General features: G+C 70.5%; 12 protein-coding genes. 6 read left to right on the top strand and 6 right to left on the bottom strand.

The genetic code is table 11. The annotated features are described in order from the left end of the window. Positions 1-78 precede the first annotated feature (78 nt). Complete coding sequence (gene pstS / locus ACSQ14_RS01845; RefSeq protein WP_436009144.1) at positions 79-1116, bottom strand: phosphate ABC transporter substrate-binding protein PstS; 1038 nt, start codon at positions 1114-1116, stop codon at positions 79-81. A gap of 266 nt (positions 1117-1382) precedes the next feature. Between pstS and ACSQ14_RS01840 the strand changes: the two genes are divergently transcribed. Beyond that, positions 1383-2969, top strand: a complete 1587-nt coding sequence (locus tag ACSQ14_RS01840) for a porin (protein WP_436009142.1) — start codon at positions 1383-1385, stop codon at positions 2967-2969. Positions 2970-3191: 222 nt separating this feature from the next. Here the strand turns inward: ACSQ14_RS01840 and phnE are convergent, their stop codons facing one another. From phnE to ACSQ14_RS01825, 3 genes are read right to left on the bottom strand one after another with little or no spacing between them, the layout of a single operon-like run. After that, positions 3192-3995 carry a phosphonate ABC transporter, permease protein PhnE gene (phnE, locus tag ACSQ14_RS01835; protein WP_436009140.1) on the bottom strand — a complete coding sequence of 268 codons (804 nt, stop codon included), beginning with the start codon at positions 3993-3995 and terminating at the stop codon, positions 3192-3194. After that, on the bottom strand, positions 3995-4996 hold the full coding sequence (gene phnD, locus ACSQ14_RS01830; RefSeq protein WP_436009138.1) for a phosphate/phosphite/phosphonate ABC transporter substrate-binding protein: 1002 nt from the start codon (positions 4994-4996) through the stop codon (positions 3995-3997). The genes phnE and phnD overlap by 1 nt, the downstream gene beginning before the upstream one ends. Continuing rightward, positions 4993-5787: a phosphonate ABC transporter ATP-binding protein gene (locus ACSQ14_RS01825; RefSeq protein ID WP_436009136.1), complete on the bottom strand. Its 795-nt coding sequence runs from the start codon at positions 5785-5787 to the stop codon at positions 4993-4995. The genes phnD and ACSQ14_RS01825 overlap by 4 nt, the downstream gene beginning before the upstream one ends. Positions 5788-5931: 144 nt before the next feature. Between ACSQ14_RS01825 and ACSQ14_RS01820 the strand changes: the two genes are divergently transcribed. The 4 genes from ACSQ14_RS01820 (at position 5932) to ACSQ14_RS01805 (ending at position 11392) form a co-directional block, all read left to right on the top strand. Next, complete coding sequence (locus ACSQ14_RS01820; RefSeq protein WP_436009134.1) at positions 5932-8058, top strand: protein-disulfide reductase DsbD family protein; 2127 nt, start codon at positions 5932-5934, stop codon at positions 8056-8058. A gap of 42 nt (positions 8059-8100) precedes the next feature. Beyond that, positions 8101-8721 (top strand): thioredoxin family protein, encoded by a 621-nt coding sequence (locus ACSQ14_RS01815; protein WP_436009132.1) that lies wholly within the window; start codon positions 8101-8103, stop codon positions 8719-8721. Positions 8722-8945: 224 nt separating this feature from the next. Next, a complete protein-coding gene (locus tag ACSQ14_RS01810) occupies positions 8946-10220 on the top strand; it encodes a type III PLP-dependent enzyme (RefSeq protein WP_436009129.1) in 1275 nt (424 codons plus the stop codon). 101 nt (positions 10221-10321) lie between these two features. Further along, a complete protein-coding gene (locus ACSQ14_RS01805; RefSeq protein ID WP_436009127.1) occupies positions 10322-11392 on the top strand; it encodes a 1,9-bis(guanidino)-5-aza-nonane synthase in 1071 nt (356 codons plus the stop codon). Positions 11393-11702: 310 nt separating this feature from the next. Here ACSQ14_RS01805 and ACSQ14_RS01800 read toward each other — a convergent pair whose 3' ends face one another. Next, positions 11703-13787: a TonB-dependent siderophore receptor gene (locus ACSQ14_RS01800; protein ID WP_436009125.1), complete on the bottom strand. Its 2085-nt coding sequence runs from the start codon at positions 13785-13787 to the stop codon at positions 11703-11705. A gap of 244 nt (positions 13788-14031) precedes the next feature. Between ACSQ14_RS01800 and ACSQ14_RS01795 the strand changes: the two genes are divergently transcribed. Next, positions 14032-15966: a methyl-accepting chemotaxis protein gene (locus ACSQ14_RS01795; RefSeq protein ID WP_436009123.1), complete on the top strand. Its 1935-nt coding sequence runs from the start codon at positions 14032-14034 to the stop codon at positions 15964-15966. A gap of 41 nt (positions 15967-16007) precedes the next feature. Here ACSQ14_RS01795 and ACSQ14_RS01790 read toward each other — a convergent pair whose 3' ends face one another. After that, complete coding sequence (locus ACSQ14_RS01790; protein WP_436009121.1) at positions 16008-19958, bottom strand: CHAT domain-containing protein; 3951 nt, start codon at positions 19956-19958, stop codon at positions 16008-16010. Between the last annotated feature and the right edge of the window lie 36 nt (positions 19959-19994).

Raw genomic sequence — 19994 nt, 5'->3', positions numbered from 1 at the left:
GGGATGTGCGACAGTTCTACGACAGTTCTGTCATGAAGCGCCCTCCCGCCCTGCGGCAGGAAGGCGCTCCGAAGACGATCAGCGGTAGATCGGCTTGCCGTCCGGACCGACGACCTTGGTCCACGAGCGACGGATCAGGTCCTTCACATTGGCCGGCAACGGCACGTAGTCGAGCTTGTCAGCCGACGCGTCGCCATTGCGGTAGGCCCAGTCGAAGAACTTCAGCACTTCGCGGGCATCGTCGGCGCTGGCCTGCTTCTGATGCATCAGAATGAAGGTGGCGCCGGTGATCGGCCAGGCGTTGGCGGCCGACTGGTCGAGCAGCAGCAGGTAGAAGCCTGGAGCCGACTGCCACTTCGCGCCAGCGGCGGCGGCGGCGAAGTTGTCGCCGGTCGGGGCGACGAACTTGCCGGACTTGTTCTGCAGCAGGGTGTAGGTCAGGCCGTTCTGCTTGGCGTAGGCGTATTCGACGTAGCCGATCGAGCCGGCGGTCTGGCGCACGAAGGCGGCGACGCCGTCGTTGCCCTTGCCGCCGATGCCGGTCGGCCATTGCACGGCGTCGTTGGCTCCGACCTGGGCGGCCCAGCGCGGGGCCTTCATGCTCAGGTAGCTGGTGAACAGGAACGAAGTCCCCGAGCCGTCCGAACGATGGACCACGGTGATCGGCAGGTTCGGCAGGTTCACGCCCGGGTTGGTCTTGGCCAGCAGCGGGTCGTTCCACTTCTTGATCACGCCGCGGTAGATGTCGGCGATCTGCGGGCCGGTGAGCTTCAGCTGGCCCGCGGCGATCCCCGGCAGGTTCACCACCGGCACGACGCCGCCGATGACGGTCGGGAACATCACCAGGCCGCCGGCGGCGAGGTCATCCGGTTTCAGCGGCTTGTCGCTGGCGCCGAAGTCGACGGTCTTGGCGTTGATCTGCTTGATGCCGCCGCCCGAGCCGATCGCCTGATAGTTCAGCGCGGTGCCGGTCTGGGCCTTATAGCTCTCCGCCCACTTCGCGTAGACCGGCGCGGGGAAGGTCGCGCCAGCGCCGGAAATGGTCGCGGCCTGGGCCAGGGTGGCCGCGCCGGCGATCAGGGCGGCGCCAAAGGCGGCCCCCAAGGTCTTCAACATGGTTCTCTCCAGAATTCTTAGAGCGCCCCATCCATGTCGCTCTTGCGGCGCTGCTTAGCGGCCCAGCATCTCAGTTTTGCGACACCTTCCGGCGGCTGAAAATCTTCCGATCACGGCGTGCGAATGCCTGTCTCGGCCTGACACACAACTGTCATGCAACTGTAGGCTAGCCGTCACAGCTCGGCTTTAGACCCCGCCGCGGCGGCGAGGCGGATGGCATTCGATCATTCCCCCGTGACGGCCGAACCGAGATTGGGGGATATTCCATGAACCATTCCACGAAGATGCGGACGCGCGCCGCGCGCGCCGCGTTCGTCGCGCTGCTGATGTCGAGCGCCGCCACCACCGTCCTCGCCGCGCCGGCCTCGCGCGACGCCCAGCTGCAAGAGATGCAGCGTCAGCTGGACGGCATGCGCGCGCAGATGGAGCAGATGCGCGCCGCCAACGCCGGCGACGCGCGCCTGTCGGCGATCCAGCAGCAGCTCGACACCTTCGGCGCCCAGCTCACCGAGCTGAAGGCCAGCCAGGAGACCGCCAACTCCGACATCGCCACGCTGAAGAAGCCGACCGGCGCGACCGTCGTGCCGAAACTGTCGAACGGCAAGCCGACCTTCGCCACCGCCGACGGCGCCTTCACCGCCAACTTCAAAGCGATCGTCATGTTCGACGGCGCCAGCTACATGCAGAGCGACGACCTGTCGCCCGCGGTCGTCGGCCGCGACCTCAACGACGGCACCAACTTCCGCCGCGCCCGCTTCGGGATCGACGGCAAGCTGTTCAAGGACTTCGGCTACAGCCTGCTGTATGAATTCGGCGGCTCGGGCGCTGAAGAAGCCGGCCGGATCCACGAAGCCTTCTTCCAATACACCGGCCTCGGCCCGGCGGTGATCAAGCTAGGCGCCATGGAGCCGAACATCGGCCTCTCGGCGGCCAGCTCGACCAGCGGCATCCCGCTGATGGAGCGCCCGTCCTCGGCCGAAATCGCGCGGAACGTGGCCGCGGGCGACGCTCGTAGCGCACTGCAGATCCAGGCCAATACGGTCCTCGGCGAGGGCGACACCGGCCTCTCCGCCAACCTGTTCGGCTCCACCGCGGTGACCGGCGCGGTGGTCGGCGCCGCGCAAGGCTTCGGCGAGCAACAAGCCTGGATCGGCCGCGTGGCGATCGCGCCGTCGACGGCGAACGGCTTCCAAGCCCACCTCGGCGCCAACGCCCAGTACGTGTTCCATCCGAGCGATGCGACCGGCGGCGCCAACCCGCGCTACCCGGTCCAGCTGCGCGACCGTCCGGAACTGCGGGTCGACGGCACCCGCCTGATCGACACCGGCGCGATCGACACCAACCACATCGCCGTCTACGGCGCCGAAGCGGCGATCGGCTACAACCAGTTCCTGATCGAGGGCGAGTACTTCAAGTTCGACATCGACCGTCGCCAGACCACGACGACGGCGCTCGGCGATCCGGACTTCGACGGCTGGTACGTCCAGGGCTCGTGGGTGCTGACCGGCGAGAAGCGCGCCTACAACGGCAAGGAAGCCCGCTTCGACGCGCCGAAGCAGGCCTTCAACTTCAACCCGTCGGCCGGCACCTGGGGCGCCTGGGAGCTCGCGGCCCGCTACTCGACCATGAACCTGAACTACCGCGAAGGCGTGGCCGGCGCGGCGACCCCGACCGGCGGCGTCCGCGGCGGCGAGCAGACGATCTGGGCGCTGGGCGTCAACTGGTACCTGAACCCGGTGATGCGCCTGATGCTCGACTACCAGAACGTCGACGTCGACCGTCTGGGCGCCACTGGCCTGCAGATCGGCCAGGACTACGACACGATCGCCATGCGCGCTCAGCTCAGCTTCTAAGTCCGACTTTCCCCGAGAAACCTGGCCGCCGCGGACCCCCGCGGCGGTCTTTTTCGTTTTTGTTGGGGCATTCCCCCTCTCCCCGTTGGGGAGAGGTCGGGTGAGGGGTGGCGCGATCGCGTCAACGCCGCCGAGGTCGAACGAGGATCCTCGACCAGACATCCGGCGCAAATGGCAAGGCCCAGCCGCTCCTCACTCCGCCCCCCGGCGGGGAGCGGGAGATCAGATCAGCCGGCTGCGCATCGCCTGGGACAGCAGGTCGATCAGCGAGACGGCGATGACGATCACCACCACCATCGCCGAGAGCTGGGCGTACTGGAACGCGTTCAGGGTCTCGAACAGCAGCTGGCCGATGCCGCCGGCGCCGATCAGGCCGAGCACGGTGGCCGAGCGGGCGTTGGACTCGAAACGGTAGAGGGCGAACGAGGCCCAGTGCGGCGCCACCTGCGGCACCACCCCCCAGGCCAGTTCCTGCAGCTTGCCGGCGCCGGTGGCGCGGATGCCCTCGACCGGGCCGCGGTCGATCGCCTCGACCGCCTCGGAGAACAGCTTGGCGAGCACCCCCCCGGTGTTGAGCGCCAGCGCCATCACCCCGCTGAACGGCCCCAGCCCGACGGCGACGATGAAGATCAGTCCGATCAGCAGGTCCGGGATCGAACGCAGCAGATTCATCACCAGCCGCAGCGGCTGCTGCAGCCAGGGCGGCGAGACGTTGCGCGCGCAGCCGAGGCCGAACGGCACGGCGATCAGCACCGCCAGCACCGTGCCCCACAGGGCGATCTGCACCGTCAGCCACATCTGGGCGACATAGAGCCGCCAGTCGGTGAAGTCCGGGCGCAGGAAGCCGTGGGCGAACTCGCGCATGTTCTCCGAGTTGGCGAACAGCCGTGCCACGTGCCCGAGCTCGACCGGCCGGGCGCTGACCAGCAGCAGCGCCAGCACCCCGCCCCAGACCAGGACGTCCGGCGCGCGCTCGGCCAGGCTCCGGCGCGGCGGCGCGGGAAGCGCGCCCCTGACCTCGCCCATCAGACGTCCGGGTTGGCGGCGCGCCGCTGGGCGGCGGAGGCCCGCACCCTGTCGAACTGCGCTTCGGCGGCGGCGATCTTCGCCTTGTCGCCGGTCTTGCGAGCCTCGGCCAGCGCCTCGCCGGCGACCATCTCGCGGATCGGGTCGAGGTAGGTGTCGTCGGCCGGGCGGAAGCCGCCGTAGGCCAGCCGTTTCAGCACCTCGCGCTGCCGGTCGGCCTCGGCCCCGGTCCCGGTCCCGTAGGTGATGAAGAACTGGCGAATCTTCTCCTTGAGCGCCGGATCGAGGTCGCGGCGCACCAGGATCGAGGACTCCGGCAAGGGCGGCGAGGTCCAGAGCACCTCCACCCGCGCGGCCAGCTCCGGGTTCTCGCGCTCGGCGAAGATCAGGCCGACGGTATTGTTGGTGGCCACGTCGACGACGCCGTTGGCGACGGAGAAGAAGTTGGCCTGGTGGTTGGCCCCGCGCACCGCCTTGAAGCACTTGGCGGGCTCGATTCCGCGCGGCGTGAACAGATAGGTCATCGGCGCCAGGGTGCCGGTCGTCGACTGGGCGTCGCCGATGCCGAAGCTGAGCTTGCGGTCGCACTTCAGCACGTCGTCCAGGGTGATCCCGCTGCCCTTGCGGGCGATCAGCACCGAGCGGTAGGTGGCCTCGCCGCCGGCGTCGACCACCCGGCCGAGCACTTCGGCGTCGGCCCGGTTCACCGCTTCCAGCGCCGGACGCGCCGAGAACCAGCCGGCCTGCACCTGGCCGAAGCGCATCGCCTCGACCAGGGCGGTGTAGTTGGTGGCGAAATAGGGCTTCACCGGCACGCCGATCGACTTCGACATGTCGTCCAGCAGCGGCTGCCAGACCGGCTGCATCGAGGCCTGGCTCTCGGCCGACAGGATCGAGAAGGTCAGCTCCTTGGAGCGCGGTCCGGTCACGGACTCCTGCTGGCCGCACCCGGCGAGCGCGAGCGCGGCGACGAGCCCCGCCAGCAGGCGGCGACGGATCATGTGGGCGCTCCTTCCCAGAACACGTCTTCGAACTCCGGACCGTAGATCTCGATCAGCCGCGCGCGGTCGAGGCCGGCGGACGGGCCATCGTACACGAGCCGCCCGCCCTTCAGCGCCACCACGCGATCGCAGTAATGCAAGGCGTAGTCCACCTGGTGAAGCGTCACCAGGACTGTCAGCCCGTCGGCGCGGTTGAGATTGCGCAACAGCTCCAGGACGCGGCGCGCGGAGACCGGATCCAGCGAGGCGATCGGCTCGTCGGCGAGCAGCAGCCGCGCCTCCTGCACCAGCGCCCGGGCGATCGCCCCGCGCTGCTGCTGGCCGCCGGAGAGCGTCGCCGCCCGCTGGCCGGCGTGCTCGGCGACGCCGACCCGGGCCAGCGCCGCCATGGTCTTGTCGCGCACCTCGGCCGGCCAGAACCCGGCCAGGCCCGCCAGCGGGCCGAGCCGGCCGAGCGCGCCCAGCGCCACGTTGGCGTAGAGGCTCAGGCGGCCGACCAGGTTGAACTGCTGGAAGATGACGCCGATGCGCGTGCGGATCGCCCGCACCTGCCGGCTGAGCCGGCCGTCGGCCTGCACGACCTCGCCGAAGGCCGCGATGCGGCCGGCGCCGCGGTCCAGCGTCAAGAGGCCGCTGACCGCGCGCAGCAGGGTCGACTTGCCCGAGCCGGAGGGGCCGATCAGGGCGACCATCTCGCCAGGCCGGATCGACAGCGACACGTCGTCGAGGGCCCGGCGCGCGCCGAAGGTTCTGGAGGCGTTTTCGACCGTCAGGACGGCGGCGGCGGACATGGCCGAGGGACATCCTCACCAGGACGCAAGGCGCAGGCGGTTTCCCTTGCGACGGCTTCATGACACGCGCCGCGGCGCACGGTCCAGTCTGGCGGGGAGCCGCCGCCCGGGCCATATAGCCGAGCGAGCTCAACGAGGACCGCAATGGCCCGCCTTCTAGCGTTCCTGATCACTTTGCTGGCGCTGGCCGCCGCCCCGGCGTTCGCCGCGCCGGTCGACACCGGTCATCTGACCGCCGAGCTGATGCCGCAGACGCAAGGGATCGCGCCCGGCCAGACCATCCACGTGGCGCTGCGCCAGAAGATCGACAAGGGCTGGCACACCTACTGGCGCAACTCCGGCGATTCCGGCGAGCCGACACAGATCGCCTGGACCCTGCCGACGGGCTGGAAGGCCGGCGACATCGTCTGGGCCGCGCCGTCGCGCCAGCCGACCGGGCCGCTGATGAACTACGGCTATTCCGACGAGGTGCTGCTGCCGGTGGCGGTGACCGCGCCGGCCGACGCCCGGCCGGGCGAGGTCGTCACCCTGAAGGCCCATGCGAGTTTCCTGGTCTGCGAGGAGATCTGCGTTCCCGAGGACGCCGCGCTGACCCTCGACCTGCCGATCACCGCCGGTCCCGCGCCCGAGCATCCGAAATGGGGCCGGCCGATCGCCCAGGCCCTGGCCGCCGCGCCACGGCCGGCCGGCCTGACCGCCGCCTTCGCCCGCGGCGGCGAGGCGCTGCAGCTCGCGGTGACCGGCGCGCCGCTGAAGGGCGCGGACGCCGCCGACGCCTACTTCTTCCCGTTCGACGGCACGGCGATCGACCACGCCAAGCCGCAGGCGATCGAGCGCGGGCCGGAAGGCCTGACGCTGACCCTGGCCCCGGGCGTCGGCTTCCAGAGCCCGACCCCGCCCGCCGCGCTGGCCGGCGTGCTGGTGGTCGATGGCAGGGCCTATGAGATCTCCGCCAGCGCCGGCGCCCTGCCCGCGGCCGCCGCCGGCCTCGGCGCGCCGCGCGCCGCCGCTCCGGCCGGCGGCGGGAGCGGCCTCGGGCTGGCGGCCGCGGCGCTGTTCGCCTTCCTCGGCGGGGTGGTGCTGAACCTGATGCCCTGCGTCTTCCCGGTGCTGGCGATGAAGGCGACCTCGTTGGCCCGCCACGCCGACCAGCTGAAGGCCGCGCGCGCCCAGGGCCTGGCCTTCCTCGGCGGGGTGCTCGCCACCTTCCTGGCCCTGGCGGTGACGCTGATCGCGGTGCGGGCCGGCGGCGCGGCGGTGGGCTGGGGCTTCCAGCTGCAGTCGCCGCCCATCGTCGCCGGCCTGGCGCTGCTGATGCTGGCGGTGGCGCTGAACCTGTCGGGGACCTTCGAGATCGGCCAGTCGCTGCAGGGCGCCGGGACCGGCCTGGCGTCGCGCCGCGGCCTGACCGGGGCCTTCTTCACCGGCGCGCTGGCGGTCGTCGTCGCCGCGCCCTGCACCGCCCCGTTCATGGGCCCGGCGATGGGCTGGGCGCTGACCCAGAGCGCGCCCGCGGCGCTGGTGGTGTTCGCCGCGCTGGGGCTGGGCTTCGCCGCGCCGTTCACCCTCGCCGCCTTCGCCCCCGGGCTGCTGGCGCGGCTGCCGAAGCCGGGGCCGTGGATGGAGAGCTTCCGCCGGCTGATGGCGTTTCCGATGTACGGCGCAGCCGCCTGGCTGGCCTGGGTGCTGACCGTCCAGGCCGGATCGGCGGCGCTGGCGCGGATCCTCGCCGCCGGAGTGGTGCTGGCCTTCGCCGCCTGGCTGTTCGGCCGCTGGCAAAAGGGGCGCGCCGCGGGTCGCCGACCGATAGCGCTGGCCGCCGTGGCTGCTGCCGCCGGGCTGCTCGCCGTCGCCGCGGCCCTGACCCCGGGCTACCAGAGCGTCGCGGCGCCGAGCGAACCGGCCGCCGCGCGGGGCAAGCTGGCCTACGAGCCGTGGAGCGCCGAGCGGCTCGCCGCCGCCCGCGCCGAGGGCCGGCCGGTGTTCGTCAACTTCACCGCCGCCTGGTGCGTCAGCTGCCAGGTGAACGAGAAGGTCGCCCTGTCGACCGACAAGGTCGCCCGCGCCTTTGCGACCTCCAACGCGGTCTATCTGAAGGGCGACTGGACCCGGAAGGACGCGGTGATCGAGGCCGAGCTCGCACGCCACGGTCGCGCCGGGGTGCCGCTCTACCTGGTCTATGGCGCGAAGGCCGGCGACGGCGTTATCCTGCCGCAGCTTCTGACCGCGGACACGGTCGTCCGCGCGCTCGAGGCTGCGCAATCGCGATGAGACGTTCCTGCCGATAGACCGACATTCCCCGGAGGACCTTCGATGTCGATGATCCGTCGTTCCGTACTGTCCGCCGTCGTCGCTTTCAGCTTCGCCCCCGCCCTGCCCGCCCGGGCGGCCCCCGCCGTCGGCCAGCCGGCGCCGGCCTTCACCGCAACCGACGCGAACGGCCGCACCGTTTCGCTGGCCGAGTTCAAGGGTAAGACGGTGGTCCTCGAGTGGACCAACGAGGGCTGCCCCTATGTGAAGAAGCACTACAATTCCGGCGCGATGCAGAACCTGCAGAAATCGGCCACCGCCGACGGCGTCGTCTGGCTGACGGTGGTGTCCTCGGCGCCCAACGCCCAGGGCTACCTGGCGCCCGACGCGGCGAAGGGCTGGAAGACCAAGAACAACGCGGCCTCCACCGCCCTGCTGATCGATTCGTCCGGCGCGGTCGGCAAGGCCTATGACGCGCGCACTACGCCGCACATGTTCATCGTCGATAAGAGCGGCAAGCTCGCCTACATGGGCGGGATCGACGACAAGCCGATCGCCGACTCGGCCAGCCTGAACGGCGCCAACAACTACGTCTCGGCCGCGCTCGGCGACCTGCAGGCCGGCCGCGCGGTCGCCACCCCGGTGACCAAGGCCTACGGCTGCAGCGTGAAGTACGCCGGCTAGCCGGACCGACCGGCCCGGCCGTTTTCCGCCTCCGGGATTCCCCCGATGCGACCGCGCCTGTCGCCTGAGCGTCACTGCGGACGGGGTGCGACCGTATTAACCGCGATCATTTCTTTACATGCGGGGCGATAGCCCCTATCTCCACGCCTTCCGGCGGACCCGATGTCCTAAAAAGCGCTGCTAACGCCGGCCTAGGTTCAACAATCCGTTGGGGGTTGCGTGAGGTGCATAGGTACCATACGCCCCTGGACCTGGTCCGTGAGCGGTCCCCGGAACGTCCTGTCGCCCTGGCGCGACCGGACGCGGTGGCTGTAGCGGCGCGCTGGTTCCAGGACAATTTCAAAGGCGACGTTTTTTACGCCGTGAAGGCCAACCCTTCGCCGTGGGTCATCGAGACCCTCGCGGAGAATGGCGTCGCGTCGTTCGATGTCGCATCGTCGGTCGAAATCGAGCTGGTGGCGAAGTACGCCCCCGGCGCGAGGATGGCTTTCATGCACCCGGTGAAGAGCCGCGCCGCGATTGCGGCCGCCTACTTCGACCATGGGGTGCGGACCTTCGCGCTCGACACCCACGAGGAGCTGCAAAAGATCCTCGCGGCGACCGGTGGAGCTGACGATCTTTCGCTGATCGTGCGCCTCGGCGTGCAGGCGGAAGGCGCCTCCTATTCGCTGTCCGGCAAGTTCGGCGTCGACCTGCATGAGGCCCCGAGCCTCCTGCTCGCCGCGCGCCGTGCGACCCAGGACCGGATGGGCGTCTCCTTCCACGTCGGCAGCCAGTGCATGCGGCCGACCGCCTTCCAGGCGGCGCTGGCCCAGGCGAACCGGGCGATCGTTCGCGCCGGCGTCATGGTCGACGTCGTCGACGTCGGCGGCGGCTTCCCGTCGGTCTATCCGGGCATGATGCCGCCGGACCTGGCGGACTACCTCGACTCGATCGACCGCGGCTTCGCCGAGATGGCGGTGCACGAGGACACCGAGCTGTGGTGCGAGCCGGGCCGGGCGCTGGTGGCGGAAGCCTCCTCGATCCTGACCAAGGTCGAGCTGCGCAAGGGCGACGCGCTCTATCTGAACGACGGCAGCTACGGCAGCCTGTTCGACGCGGCGCACGTTAAATGGCCCTTTCCGGTCAAGCTCTACCGCGGCGAAGGCAACTCCGCCGAGGAAGTGGAAAGCCCGATGAAGCCCTTTCGCTTCTACGGCCCGACCTGCGACTCGCTCGACCACATGCCGGGCCCGTTCTGGCTGCCGGAAGACGTTCGCGAAGGCGACTACGTCGAGATCGGCATGCTGGGCGCCTACGGCGTGGCCATGAACACCCGCTTCAACGGCTTCGGCGACGCCGAGACCGTGGCGGTCGACGACGCGCCGATGGCCTCGATGTACGGGCTCGCCGGTCGTGTCATCCGCCTGCCGCGCGAGCAGCGGGAGGACGAGCGCAACAAGGTGGTTCGCCTGTCGCGGCCCAAGGGCGCGGCTGGCAAGAGGCGTCGCAGGCGCTAAAAGCCGTCACGTTCTTGAGTTAAGAAGCGCGGTCGGTCGCTCCGTCCCGGCCGCGCTTTCCTATTGGACGGGCGATCACCCTCAGAAGGGAACTTCCGACGATGAACGCTCCTGTTCAGAATTCCAATCGCAAGGCCGAACTGCTCTCCCGCACCGTCGAGCACGTGGCGATCGACCAGTACGACGCGCGTCCGGTAATCGACGCCATGCGCAACATGAGCTTCACCAGCCGTGACACGGCGCGTGCGGCCGACATCTTCTCGATGGCGCTGGAAGACGAGGGCTGCTCGACCTGGCTGACGCTCGCTGGCTCGACCAGCGCCGGCGGCTGCATGCACATCTACCGCGACATGGTGCAGTACGGGCTGATCGACGCGATCATCTCGACCGGCGCCTCGATCATCGACATGGATTTCTTCGAAGCCCTCGGCTTCAAGCACTACCAGGCCAAGCCGGGTGAAGTGGTCGACGACCGCGACCTGCGCGCCAACTACATCGACCGCATCTACGACACCTACATCGACGAGGAAGAGCTGCAGGCCTGCGACCACGCGATCTACGAGATCGCCTGCTCGCTGGAGCCGCGCCCCTACTCGAGCCGTGAGTTCATCCACGAGATGGGCAAGTGGCTGGCCGACGGCCACGCCAAGAAGCCGAACTCGCTGATCGAAACCGCCTTCAAGGAAGGCGTGCCGATATTCTGCCCGGCGTTCACCGACAGCTCGGCCGGCTTCGGCCTGGTGAAGCACCAGGTGGAGCGGATGAAGGCCGGCAAGCCGTACCTGACCATCGACTCGATCGCCGACTTCCGCGAACTGACCGACATCAAGATCGCGGCGGGCACCACCGGCCTGTTCATGGTCGGCGGCGGCGTGCCGAAGAACTTCGCGCAGGACACCGTCGTCTGCGCCGAGATCCTCGGCGTCGAGGTCGACATGCACAAGTACGCCGTCCAGATCACCGTCGCCGACGTGCGCGACGGCGCCTGCTCGTCGTCGACGCTGCAGGAGGCCTGCTCCTGGGGCAAGGTCGACGTGACCTGGGAGCAGATGGTGTTCGCCGAAGCCACCACGGTGGTGCCGCTGATCGCCTCCGACGCCTGGCACCGCGGGTCGTGGAAGACCCGCACCAAGCGCCGCTGGGCCAAGCTGTTCGACAAGACGGCGGCCTAAGAGACTAAAAGCCCTCTCCTCGGAGAGGGCTTTTTTCTTGGACGCGGCCGCCGCCGCCAGGCTGCCTGAGGAGACCGCGCGGCTGGGGCGCGCGGCGACCGGCCAGGCGCCAGGGGAGGCGACGCCCGCGATCGCTCAGGTCTCGAAGCGCTTGCGAAGAGCGAGAGAGGGCGGGGCGATGAAGCCCCGATCTCCGCAAGCGCCGGCAGCCCGGCGGCGACGGCCGCCTGGGCGCGGCGCCATCCTGACCGGCGGCCGAACCCAGGAGGTCAGACGCAGGCGACGGGGGCCGCCGCCTGCCGTCGCGGCCTCAGAAAGCGTAGTCCACGCGCAGCGCGACGTTGCGCGGTGCGGCGTAGTAGGCCTGGTTCCACATCAGGCTGCGCAGGTACTTCTTGTCGCCGACGTTCCTCACGTTCAGCGTCGCGCGGACCTGCTCGGTGACGTCGATCGAGGCGGTCAGGTCGGCGACGACGTAGGCCTTCTGGCGGTAGGGCGCGAGGTCCAGGGTCGAGATGTCGTCCTGCCAGCGCACCGCCGCGCCAAGCCGCAGGTTGCGCAGCTCCGGCAGGGTGTAGGTGGTCGCCGCCTTGAAGGTCCGGCGCGGGATGTAGGTGCGGATCGGCGTGTCGGTCGGGCCGTCGATCTCGAGATCCGAATAGCCGCCGTTCAGCGTCCAGTTTTCGGTGATCCGGCCGGCGACCTCGAGCTCGAAGCCGGTGACCTTGGTGTCGAGGCCCTCGTAGTAGGTCTTGCCGGTGTCCAGATCGACGCCGGCCGCCTCGGCGAGGCCCGTCTGCTCCGCCTGATAGATCGCCGCGGCCAGATAGAGCCGGTGGTCGAACAGCTCGCTCTTGATCCCCGCCTCGTAGCTGGAGCCGCGGGCCGCCGACAGCGTCCGATGGTCGACGTCCTCCTCGGACTGCGGATTGAAAATGTCGGTATAGCTCGCATACAGCGAGACCTGCGAGGTCAGGTCGTAGGTCACGCCGACGTAGGGGCTGACCTTGGATTCGTCGCGCGGCGTATCGACTCCATAGGAGTAGCCGCGCGACTTCAGCTTCACCGCAGTGGCCCCGACCACCGCCTTCAGCTCGTCCGTCAGGTTTAGGTGCGCGGCCGCCGACGCGCGGTACAGCTTGTCGACCTGGTTGGCAGCAAGGTACTCGCCCGGATAGGCCGGCCGGGCGACCTGCTCGCGGCCCCACAGCGAGATCGCCGGATAGGCCGGAAAGTCTTCGGCGAAGTTCTCGAACTCCTTGCCCTGGCCGCGCGCGCCGCTGAGGCCAAAGGCCAGCTCATGGGTCCGGCCGAAAGCCTGGAACGGGCCGGAGGCGGTGACGTCGAGCAGGTACTGGCGATACTCCGAGGGATAGATCCCGGCCATGCCGAACACCCCCTCGCCGGTGACGGGATCCGGGTTGCCGAAGGCGTAGAGCAGCTCGGCGTGCTCGTCGAACTCCCGATAGGTACCGGTGGCCTTCAGGTTCCAGTTGGCGGGCAGCGCGTATTGCGCCTCCAGGAAGCTCGTCTTGTCGACGACGTTCCAATAGGTCCAGTCCGCCGCGCTCGAGGCCGAGCGCGGATAACGGATCGGCGCGCCGTCCGAATACTGCAGCGGCAGCGCGCCCCACAGCACCCCGTCGGACTTGCTCTCGTTCCGCGAATAGCCGCCGGTCAGGGTCAGGTCCGGGGTCACGTCCCAGGCGAGGACGCCGTAGGCCACGCCGCGCTTTGACGCATAGTAGTCGAGGTAGGAGTCGGCCTCCTGGCCGGCCAGCACGACGCGGCCGCGCACCGTGCCCGAAGCGTTCAGCGGCCCGGACAGGTCCGCCTCCAGCCGCTTCAGGTTCCAGGAGCCGACCTGGGCGGCGAGATTGCCCTGAAAGGTCGCGGTCGGCCGCTTGCGCACATAGTTGATCGTCGCCGAGGGGTTGCCGATCCCGGTCATCAGCGCGTTGGCGCCGCGGATCACCTCGACCCGGTCGAACATCGCAGTGTCGAGCTGGCCGAACTGGATGTCCCAGATCAGCGGCAGGCCGACCCCGTCCATCTGGAAGTTGGTGATGTCGAAGCCGCGGGCGTTGTACTGGGTCCGGTCGGTCTCGATCTCCTCGACATTGACGCCAGGCGCCTGGGCCAGCAGGTCGTTGACGCTGGTGAGGGCGAAGTCGCGGATCTGTTGCGGCGCGATGATGGTCACGGACTGCGGCGTTTCACGCAGGGTCAGCGGCAGGCCGGTGACCGCGGCCACCGGCTGCTGCGCGGCGCGCGTCACCACCACCTCGTCGACCACCTTGCCGGCCGCGTCGGCTGCGTCCTCGGCGTGGGCCGCCCCGCAGGTCGCCGCGGCGGCCGACGCGAGAAGCACGAGTTTGAAGAGACGGGCGGGCATGTCTGGACCTGATAATGCGAATGACTCGCAGCCGCATAAGCACACACGCCGTCGGTGTCAAATGCTCAAGCTCGCTCGGCGTGGGCGCCTCGCCCGAGGGCAAGCGAGGCGTACGGATCAATCCAGAACGCCTGTTATGGCGGCAGCGTCAGGCAAAGTGACGCTACGTAACCCTCGCGTAAGCTTTGGTAGGCAAATGACAAAAAGAATGGGGCGCGGCAGCGCCTGGTAGCGGGGGCTGCTCGTGTCGCTCAAGAATCTGAACGTCTCTCTCAAGCTCGTCGCGGCGTTCGCCGTGCTGATCGCGGTGTCGTTGACCAGCAACGTCATCGTCTACACCCAGTTGCGGACGATCAAGAACGCAGCCCAGCTCGCGGTGCTTTCGGCCCACCAGTCGGCCCTGCTCAGCGACGCCTATCGCGGCGTGATCGAGCATCAGAACGCCATTCGCGCCTACGGCATCGACATGCAGCCGGTGTTCCTGGAGACCGCGGCGGAGAACGAGAAGAAGACGGTCGAGGCGATCGACGAGTTCATCCGCAACGCCAGCCTTCCCGAGCAGAAGGCGCGCGGCGAGACGTTCAAGGCCGCCTACGCCCATTGGCGGATCAATTCGGTGCAGAAGCAAATCGCTCTGGTGCAGGATCCGGCGACCCGCGCCGAGGGCCTGGCCATGAGCGGCCGCAAACAGCTCGGCGACATCCGTGCGGCGATGAAAGAGCTGCACACCGCCCAGGACGCGATCCTGGCGACGCGGGTCGCCACCCAGGACGGCGCCATCAAGACCTCGACCACTGTGCTGCTGCTCGGCGCGCTGTTCTCGCTGGCCAGCGCCGCCGCCATGGCCTGGCTGCTGCGCAGCCTGGTCGCCGCGCCGATCGCCGCCATGACCACGGTGATGCGCAAGCTCGCCGCCGGCGACAACACCGTCGACATCCCCGGCACCGACCGCAAGGACGAGATCGGCGACATGGCCGGCGCCGTGCAGAGCTTCAAGGACGCGGCGATCGAGAAGCTGCGGCTGGAAGGCATGACCGCCGAGCAGCACCAGCAGGCCGAAGACGAGCGCCGGCGCAACGAGGCGGCCAAGGCCGAGGCGGCGCGCCAGCAGGAGCAGGTCGTCACCTCCATCGCCACCGGCCTGGAGAAGCTGTCGACTGGCGAGCTGACCTTCCGCATCAACGACGCCTTCGCGCCGGACTACGAGAAGCTGCGCGCCGACTTCAACGGGGCGATGAACACCCTGCAGGAGACGATGACGGTGATCTCCGGGGCGACCCAGGGCATCCGCATGGGCACCGACGAGATCAGCCGCGCCTCGGACGACCTGTCCAAGCGCACCGAGCAGCAGGCGGCGAGCCTGGAGGAGACCGCCGCGGCGCTCGACGAGATCACCGCCACCGTCCGCAAGACCGCCGAAGGCGCCAACCACGCCCGCGACGTGGTCTCCACCGCCAAGGCCGACGCCGAGCACTCCGGCGAGGTCGTGCGCCAGGCGATCGCGGCGATGAGCGAGATCGAGAAGTCGTCGGGCCAGATCAGCCAGATCATCGGGGTGATCGACGAGATCGCCTTCCAGACCAACCTGTTGGCGCTGAACGCTGGGGTCGAGGCCGCCCGCGCCGGCGAGGCCGGCAAGGGCTTCGCGGTCGTCGCCTCGGAAGTCCGAGCGCTGGCCCAGCGCTCGGCCGACGCCGCCAAGGAGATCAAGACGCTGATCTCGGCCTCCAGCCAGCAGGTCGGCCAGGGCGTCACCCTGGTCGGTCAGACCGGCGAGGCGCTGACCCGGATCGTCGTCCAGGTCGCCGACATCACCAACGCCGTCTCGGAGATCGCCGCCTCGGCCCAGGAGCAGGCCACCGGCCTCGCCCAGGTCAACACCGCGGTCAACCAGATGGACCAGGTGACCCAGCAGAACGCCGCCATGGTCGAGGAATCCACCGCCGCCAGCCACAGCCTGGCGCAGGAGACCCAGGAACTGTCGCGCCTGATGGGCCGCTTCCGCACCGGCGCGCCGAGCGCCGCCGCGGGCCCCGCCCGCCGCGCCCCGCCGGCCGCCCGTCCGTCCCCGCGCGCCGCCGCGCCGCAGCTCAAGACCTTCTCGACCCACGCCGGTGGCGGCGGCGCGCTGCGCAAGCCGGAGCCGACCGCCGACCTCGACAGCTGGGAAGAGTTCTGACGACGCCTAGCCCCGATCAGGCTGCGGCCTGATCGGGCGGGTCACGGCGCGAGCCTGAAGACGGCGCCCTGACCGCCCAGTGACCCGCCCAGCAGCACCCCGCCACGGTCGTCGGCGAGGGTCGCGTTCGGCAGTACGTCCGCGCCGGCGTCGAGCAGCGTGGCCGGCGACGCCCGCCCGTGGCGATCCAGCGTGAAGACCAAGGTCGAATAGCTGCGGCCGGCCCCCGGCGCCGCGCCGGGCGGCGCATAGTCCATCAGGTTCTGCTTGTAGGCCGCGACGAACAACCGCCCGTCCGGCAGCGCCTGCAGCGCGCGCACCTCCGAGGCGCCGAGGCTTTCGTCGGCGTGCAGGGTGCGGGCGTTCAGCTCGGCGTCGACGGCGACCACCACCGCCTGCCGCTCGCCCTCGCAACCCGCACGCCGCGAGCCGGCGAGCAGCACCGCGCCCTGCGGGCCGGACGCCGCGGCCACCAAGGCGAGGTCCAGCCAGGCCTCCGAGCGCAGCACCTCGCCCGTGCGCAGGTCGCGGACCTCCGCCCAGGTGATCCGCCGCGGCAGGCAGGCTTGCGCGTCGTAGTCCTCAAGTCCGCCCGGCGGGGCGGCGGCCGCGGCGTTGTCGGCGGTGTAGGTGACCAGCACCCGATCGCCGGCCACCGCCAGCGTCGCCGCTGAGAGCTGCGCCCCGATCGGCGCGACAGCCGTGAACAGCAGCCTCGGCTTCAGGTCCGGCCCGACCTCGAGCACCTGCAGGCGCCCGCCGCCGGGATCGCCGGCCACGCGCGAACGCTCGGCCACGGCGATCAGCAGGGTCTCAGGGCCGCGCACCGCGGCGGCGAGGACGCCAGCGTCGACCTTGGCGAGGTCGGTCCCGCGCCAGGTTGCGGTTCGCCGACCGGTGCGGTCATAGGCGTCGAGGCGGGGCGTCAGCCGGCCTTCCGCGCCGCGCTCGTAGCCGCCGGTGACCAGGACCGAACCCAGCTGCGCCAGCGCCCGTGAAGCTTGGACGGCGGGCTCGACCTGCCGCCAGGCTTCGCCGTCCTGGGTCGCCGTCCGAACCCCTGCCCCGCCCTTGCCGCCAGCATCCGTGGCGATGAACCGTGCGGCGACGCCATCGGGCGTCGCCGCCAAGGCCAACACCTCGCCGGGCGCGACCATCTCCACCCCTTTCAACGCCGGCCCGTCCGACGGCGTGACCAACGCCGCCGCCGTGCCGTCCCCCAACACCAGGAACGGCGCCCAGAACCGCGGATGCAGGAAGGCGCGGCCAGGCGGGGCCGCGAGGAAGGCGCGCTGCGCTTCGGCCAGCGCCTGCGCCGGCGCGACGTCGGCGCGCAGTCTCGCGAAGAGGCCGCTGACCACCGCCTCGCCGGTCGCCGAGTCCACCGGCCACAGGGTGCCCAGCGTCGCCGGCACGCCGGAGACGGCGAAGGCCGACGCCAGCGCCGGCAGGTCCTGGGCCATGGCGTCGAGGTCGAAGTTGGCGGTGTTGCAGGCCGAGAGCGCGACGAAGCTGGCGCGCAGGTTCATGTCGGCGATCTCGGAGGCGGTGAGCAGGCCGTCGTCGGCCGCGTCGCCCGACACCGGGGTCAGCACCAGCGCCGGCTCCGACAACCCCTGAAGGTCGTCGCGCAGCAGCCCGTGGGTGGCGAAGGAGAGATAGCGGTAGGCGCCGAGCATCTGGCTGCGCAGGCCGCGCTCGGTGGCGGCGTTCTGCACCAGCACCGTCGCCGAACCGAACCCTCTGGCCGAGGCCTCGAGCTCGCGGCGCGTCTCCGGCAGGGGCGCCAGGCCCGCGAAGCGGGCGCCCCCGCGGACGCCGCGCGTTAACTTCCCAGGCGCGTCCAGCACCGGATCGCCGACGCCGAGGAAATCGAACTCCGGCGCGGTCCGCACGGCCGACCGGCGGGCGACGATCACACCCGCCGAGCCGGCGTAGCTGACCGCATGGCGCCGCACGAGCCAGTCGGCGGCGGCGAGATCGTAGCCCTGCGCCAGCTTCGGCGGCGCGTCGCGCAGCAAGGCCGCCAGCGGCAGGCCGACGGTGGCGACCCCGCCCATCCAGACGATCTTGTCGTTCGGCTTCAGGCAGGCCTCGAACGGCCGGATCAGCCGGTCGTAGAGCCGCACCGCCGCGGCGGCCGGGAACTGCGCATCGAGCGCCTCGGACGGCGCATGGCCGGCGGTCAACGCCGCCTGCACGAGCCGGGTGTCGAGCGCCGTCTGGCGCAGGTCGCCGGCCGCGACCAGCGCCGTCGCGCTCTCGCGCCGCACGCACATGTAGGCCATGCCGCCGACGGTCGGCGCGATCGCCAACGCCGCCTCGTCCGGCGCCAGCGCGCCCTGCAACTGACGCAGGCCGACGAGACGTGCGCCCCGCAGGGAAATCCTGTCCCGGCCCAGCGTCGCCTCGGCCTCCGCGAGCCGCACGGCGTAGTCCCGCAGCTGTCGTCGCGGCTCGACGTCGTGCTGCAGCAGGCCGCTCGTGGCCGGCCCTGCCAGCATGGCGGCCGTGACCTTCTGGATCTGCTGGCGCTCCAGCCGGTCGCGCCGGGCGCGCAGGCGCAGCGCCTGATGGAGCGTGCGCCGCTGCAGCTCGTCCTCCGCCTGGGCCAGCGTCGCCAACGCGTCGGCGTCGAAGGTGGGGCCCGCCCGGTTGGCCAGCTGGAAGAGGGTGAAGACGGCGTCGGTCTCGGCCGGCGTGCGCACGGCCTGCGCCTGGCTGAGCGCCAGCCCGACGAGGATCTGGTCCACCGCCCCCAGCCGCCCAAGCGCGCCGACCGCGTCCTCGCGCCACGCCGCCGCCTGAAGGCGAGCGGCTAGGTCCATCAGCCGACGTCCGCGCTCCGGCCCCGGCGGCAGCGCCAGGGCGGCGCCTGCCGTGCGGTAGACGGCCTCCAGCTCGGCGGTTTCCGCATCAGCTTTAAACGGCAGCGGTTTCTGCAACGCCGCCGCCGCGATCGGATCGGCGCCGCCAGCCGCGTTCGCCACCAGACTGCGGGCCGCCAGATAGCTGATCTCCTCCAGGCTCTGAGGCGCGCGGCCCGAGGTGGCGTAGAGCGCCGCGAACGGATGCTCCACCAGCGCAGCCTGGGCCGACGCCGCGTCGCCGGCAGACGCATCCAGCGCCGCCCGCAATGTCAGCACTTCGGCGAGCAGGCGCTCGCGCACCGCCGGCTCCAGCTCGATCCGCCGCAGAATCTGCACGGCCGCGTCGAGCGCCGTGCGGGCGCCGGCCGCGTCTCCCACCTGTTGGTGCAGCTTGCCCGCCGTCAGCCGGTAGGCCGCGGCATCGAGGCTGACCGGCGGCAAGGCCTTGCCTATGTCGGCGCCGCTGGCGCGGTAGAGGCCCCAGGCCCGCTCGGTCTCGCCGACGTCCAGCAGGGTGGCGATGACGTCGGCCAGACTGGCGGCGACCGTGGTCCGCGCGGCCTGCGGGTTCTTCAGCGAGCCGACCAGCGACAGGATCTTCGCCAGCGACCGATCGAGCTCCGGCCGGTTCCCCGTCTCCAGCCAGAGATTGGAGGCGAACACTTGGCGGCGCAGATAGAGGTCGCCGTCGTAAGCGATCTCGCGCCTCCAGGACTCGCCGGCCAGGATCGCCGCAGGCGCCACCCCAGCGCGCAGCCGCATCTGGTCGAAGTAGTAGGCAACCTGCAGCGCCAGGCGCTGGCGCTGGACGTCGTTCACGGGCGGCGTCGCGCGCGCCGTCTCAGCGAAGGTCGGAGCGTAGCGGACGACGCAGGCGTCGTGCCCGTTGCCCAGACAGACGTCGAGCAGCGCCCGCGACACCTCGAGCCGGGGGCTCGGGGCGACGGTCTCCTGCAGCAGCGCCTCGAGCTGGCGGCGCGCCGTCTCCCCGCGTCCCTCGGCCTGCAGCTGCAGCGCCGCGGCGATCTGCGGCGCAGGGTCGGCCGCGGCTACCGCCGGTTTAGCACCTGTTAGAAGTGCGAGTGCTACGAGTGCTCCCCGGATATGGCTTCGCAGATTCAAAGCGCTCCGGGGGGCAGCTCTCATGAAATGGGTCCA

Source organism: Phenylobacterium sp. LjRoot219, from assembly GCF_964252995.1.
Classification (GTDB): Bacteria; Pseudomonadota; Alphaproteobacteria; order Caulobacterales; family Caulobacteraceae; genus Phenylobacterium.
The sequence above is the reverse complement of the archived record's forward strand: the minus strand, read 5'-3'. Positions and strand labels throughout refer to the sequence as shown.

Excerpts from the sequence above, each read along its gene's own strand:
- pstS (WP_436009144.1), bottom strand. The coding sequence starts at position 1,116 with ATGTTGAAGACCTTGGGGGCCGCCTTTGGCGCCGCCCTGATCGCCGGC.
- ACSQ14_RS01840 (WP_436009142.1), top strand. The coding sequence starts at position 1,383 with ATGAACCATTCCACGAAGATGCGGACGCGCGCCGCGCGCGCCGCGTTC.
- phnE (WP_436009140.1), bottom strand. The coding sequence starts at position 3,995 with ATGGGCGAGGTCAGGGGCGCGCTTCCCGCGCCGCCGCGCCGGAGCCTG.
- phnD (WP_436009138.1), bottom strand. The coding sequence starts at position 4,996 with ATGATCCGTCGCCGCCTGCTGGCGGGGCTCGTCGCCGCGCTCGCGCTC.
- ACSQ14_RS01825 (WP_436009136.1), bottom strand. The coding sequence starts at position 5,787 with ATGTCCGCCGCCGCCGTCCTGACGGTCGAAAACGCCTCCAGAACCTTC.
- ACSQ14_RS01820 (WP_436009134.1), top strand. The coding sequence starts at position 5,932 with ATGGCCCGCCTTCTAGCGTTCCTGATCACTTTGCTGGCGCTGGCCGCC.
- ACSQ14_RS01815 (WP_436009132.1), top strand. The coding sequence starts at position 8,101 with ATGTCGATGATCCGTCGTTCCGTACTGTCCGCCGTCGTCGCTTTCAGC.
- ACSQ14_RS01805 (WP_436009127.1), top strand. The coding sequence starts at position 10,322 with ATGAACGCTCCTGTTCAGAATTCCAATCGCAAGGCCGAACTGCTCTCC.
- ACSQ14_RS01800 (WP_436009125.1), bottom strand. The coding sequence starts at position 13,787 with ATGCCCGCCCGTCTCTTCAAACTCGTGCTTCTCGCGTCGGCCGCCGCG.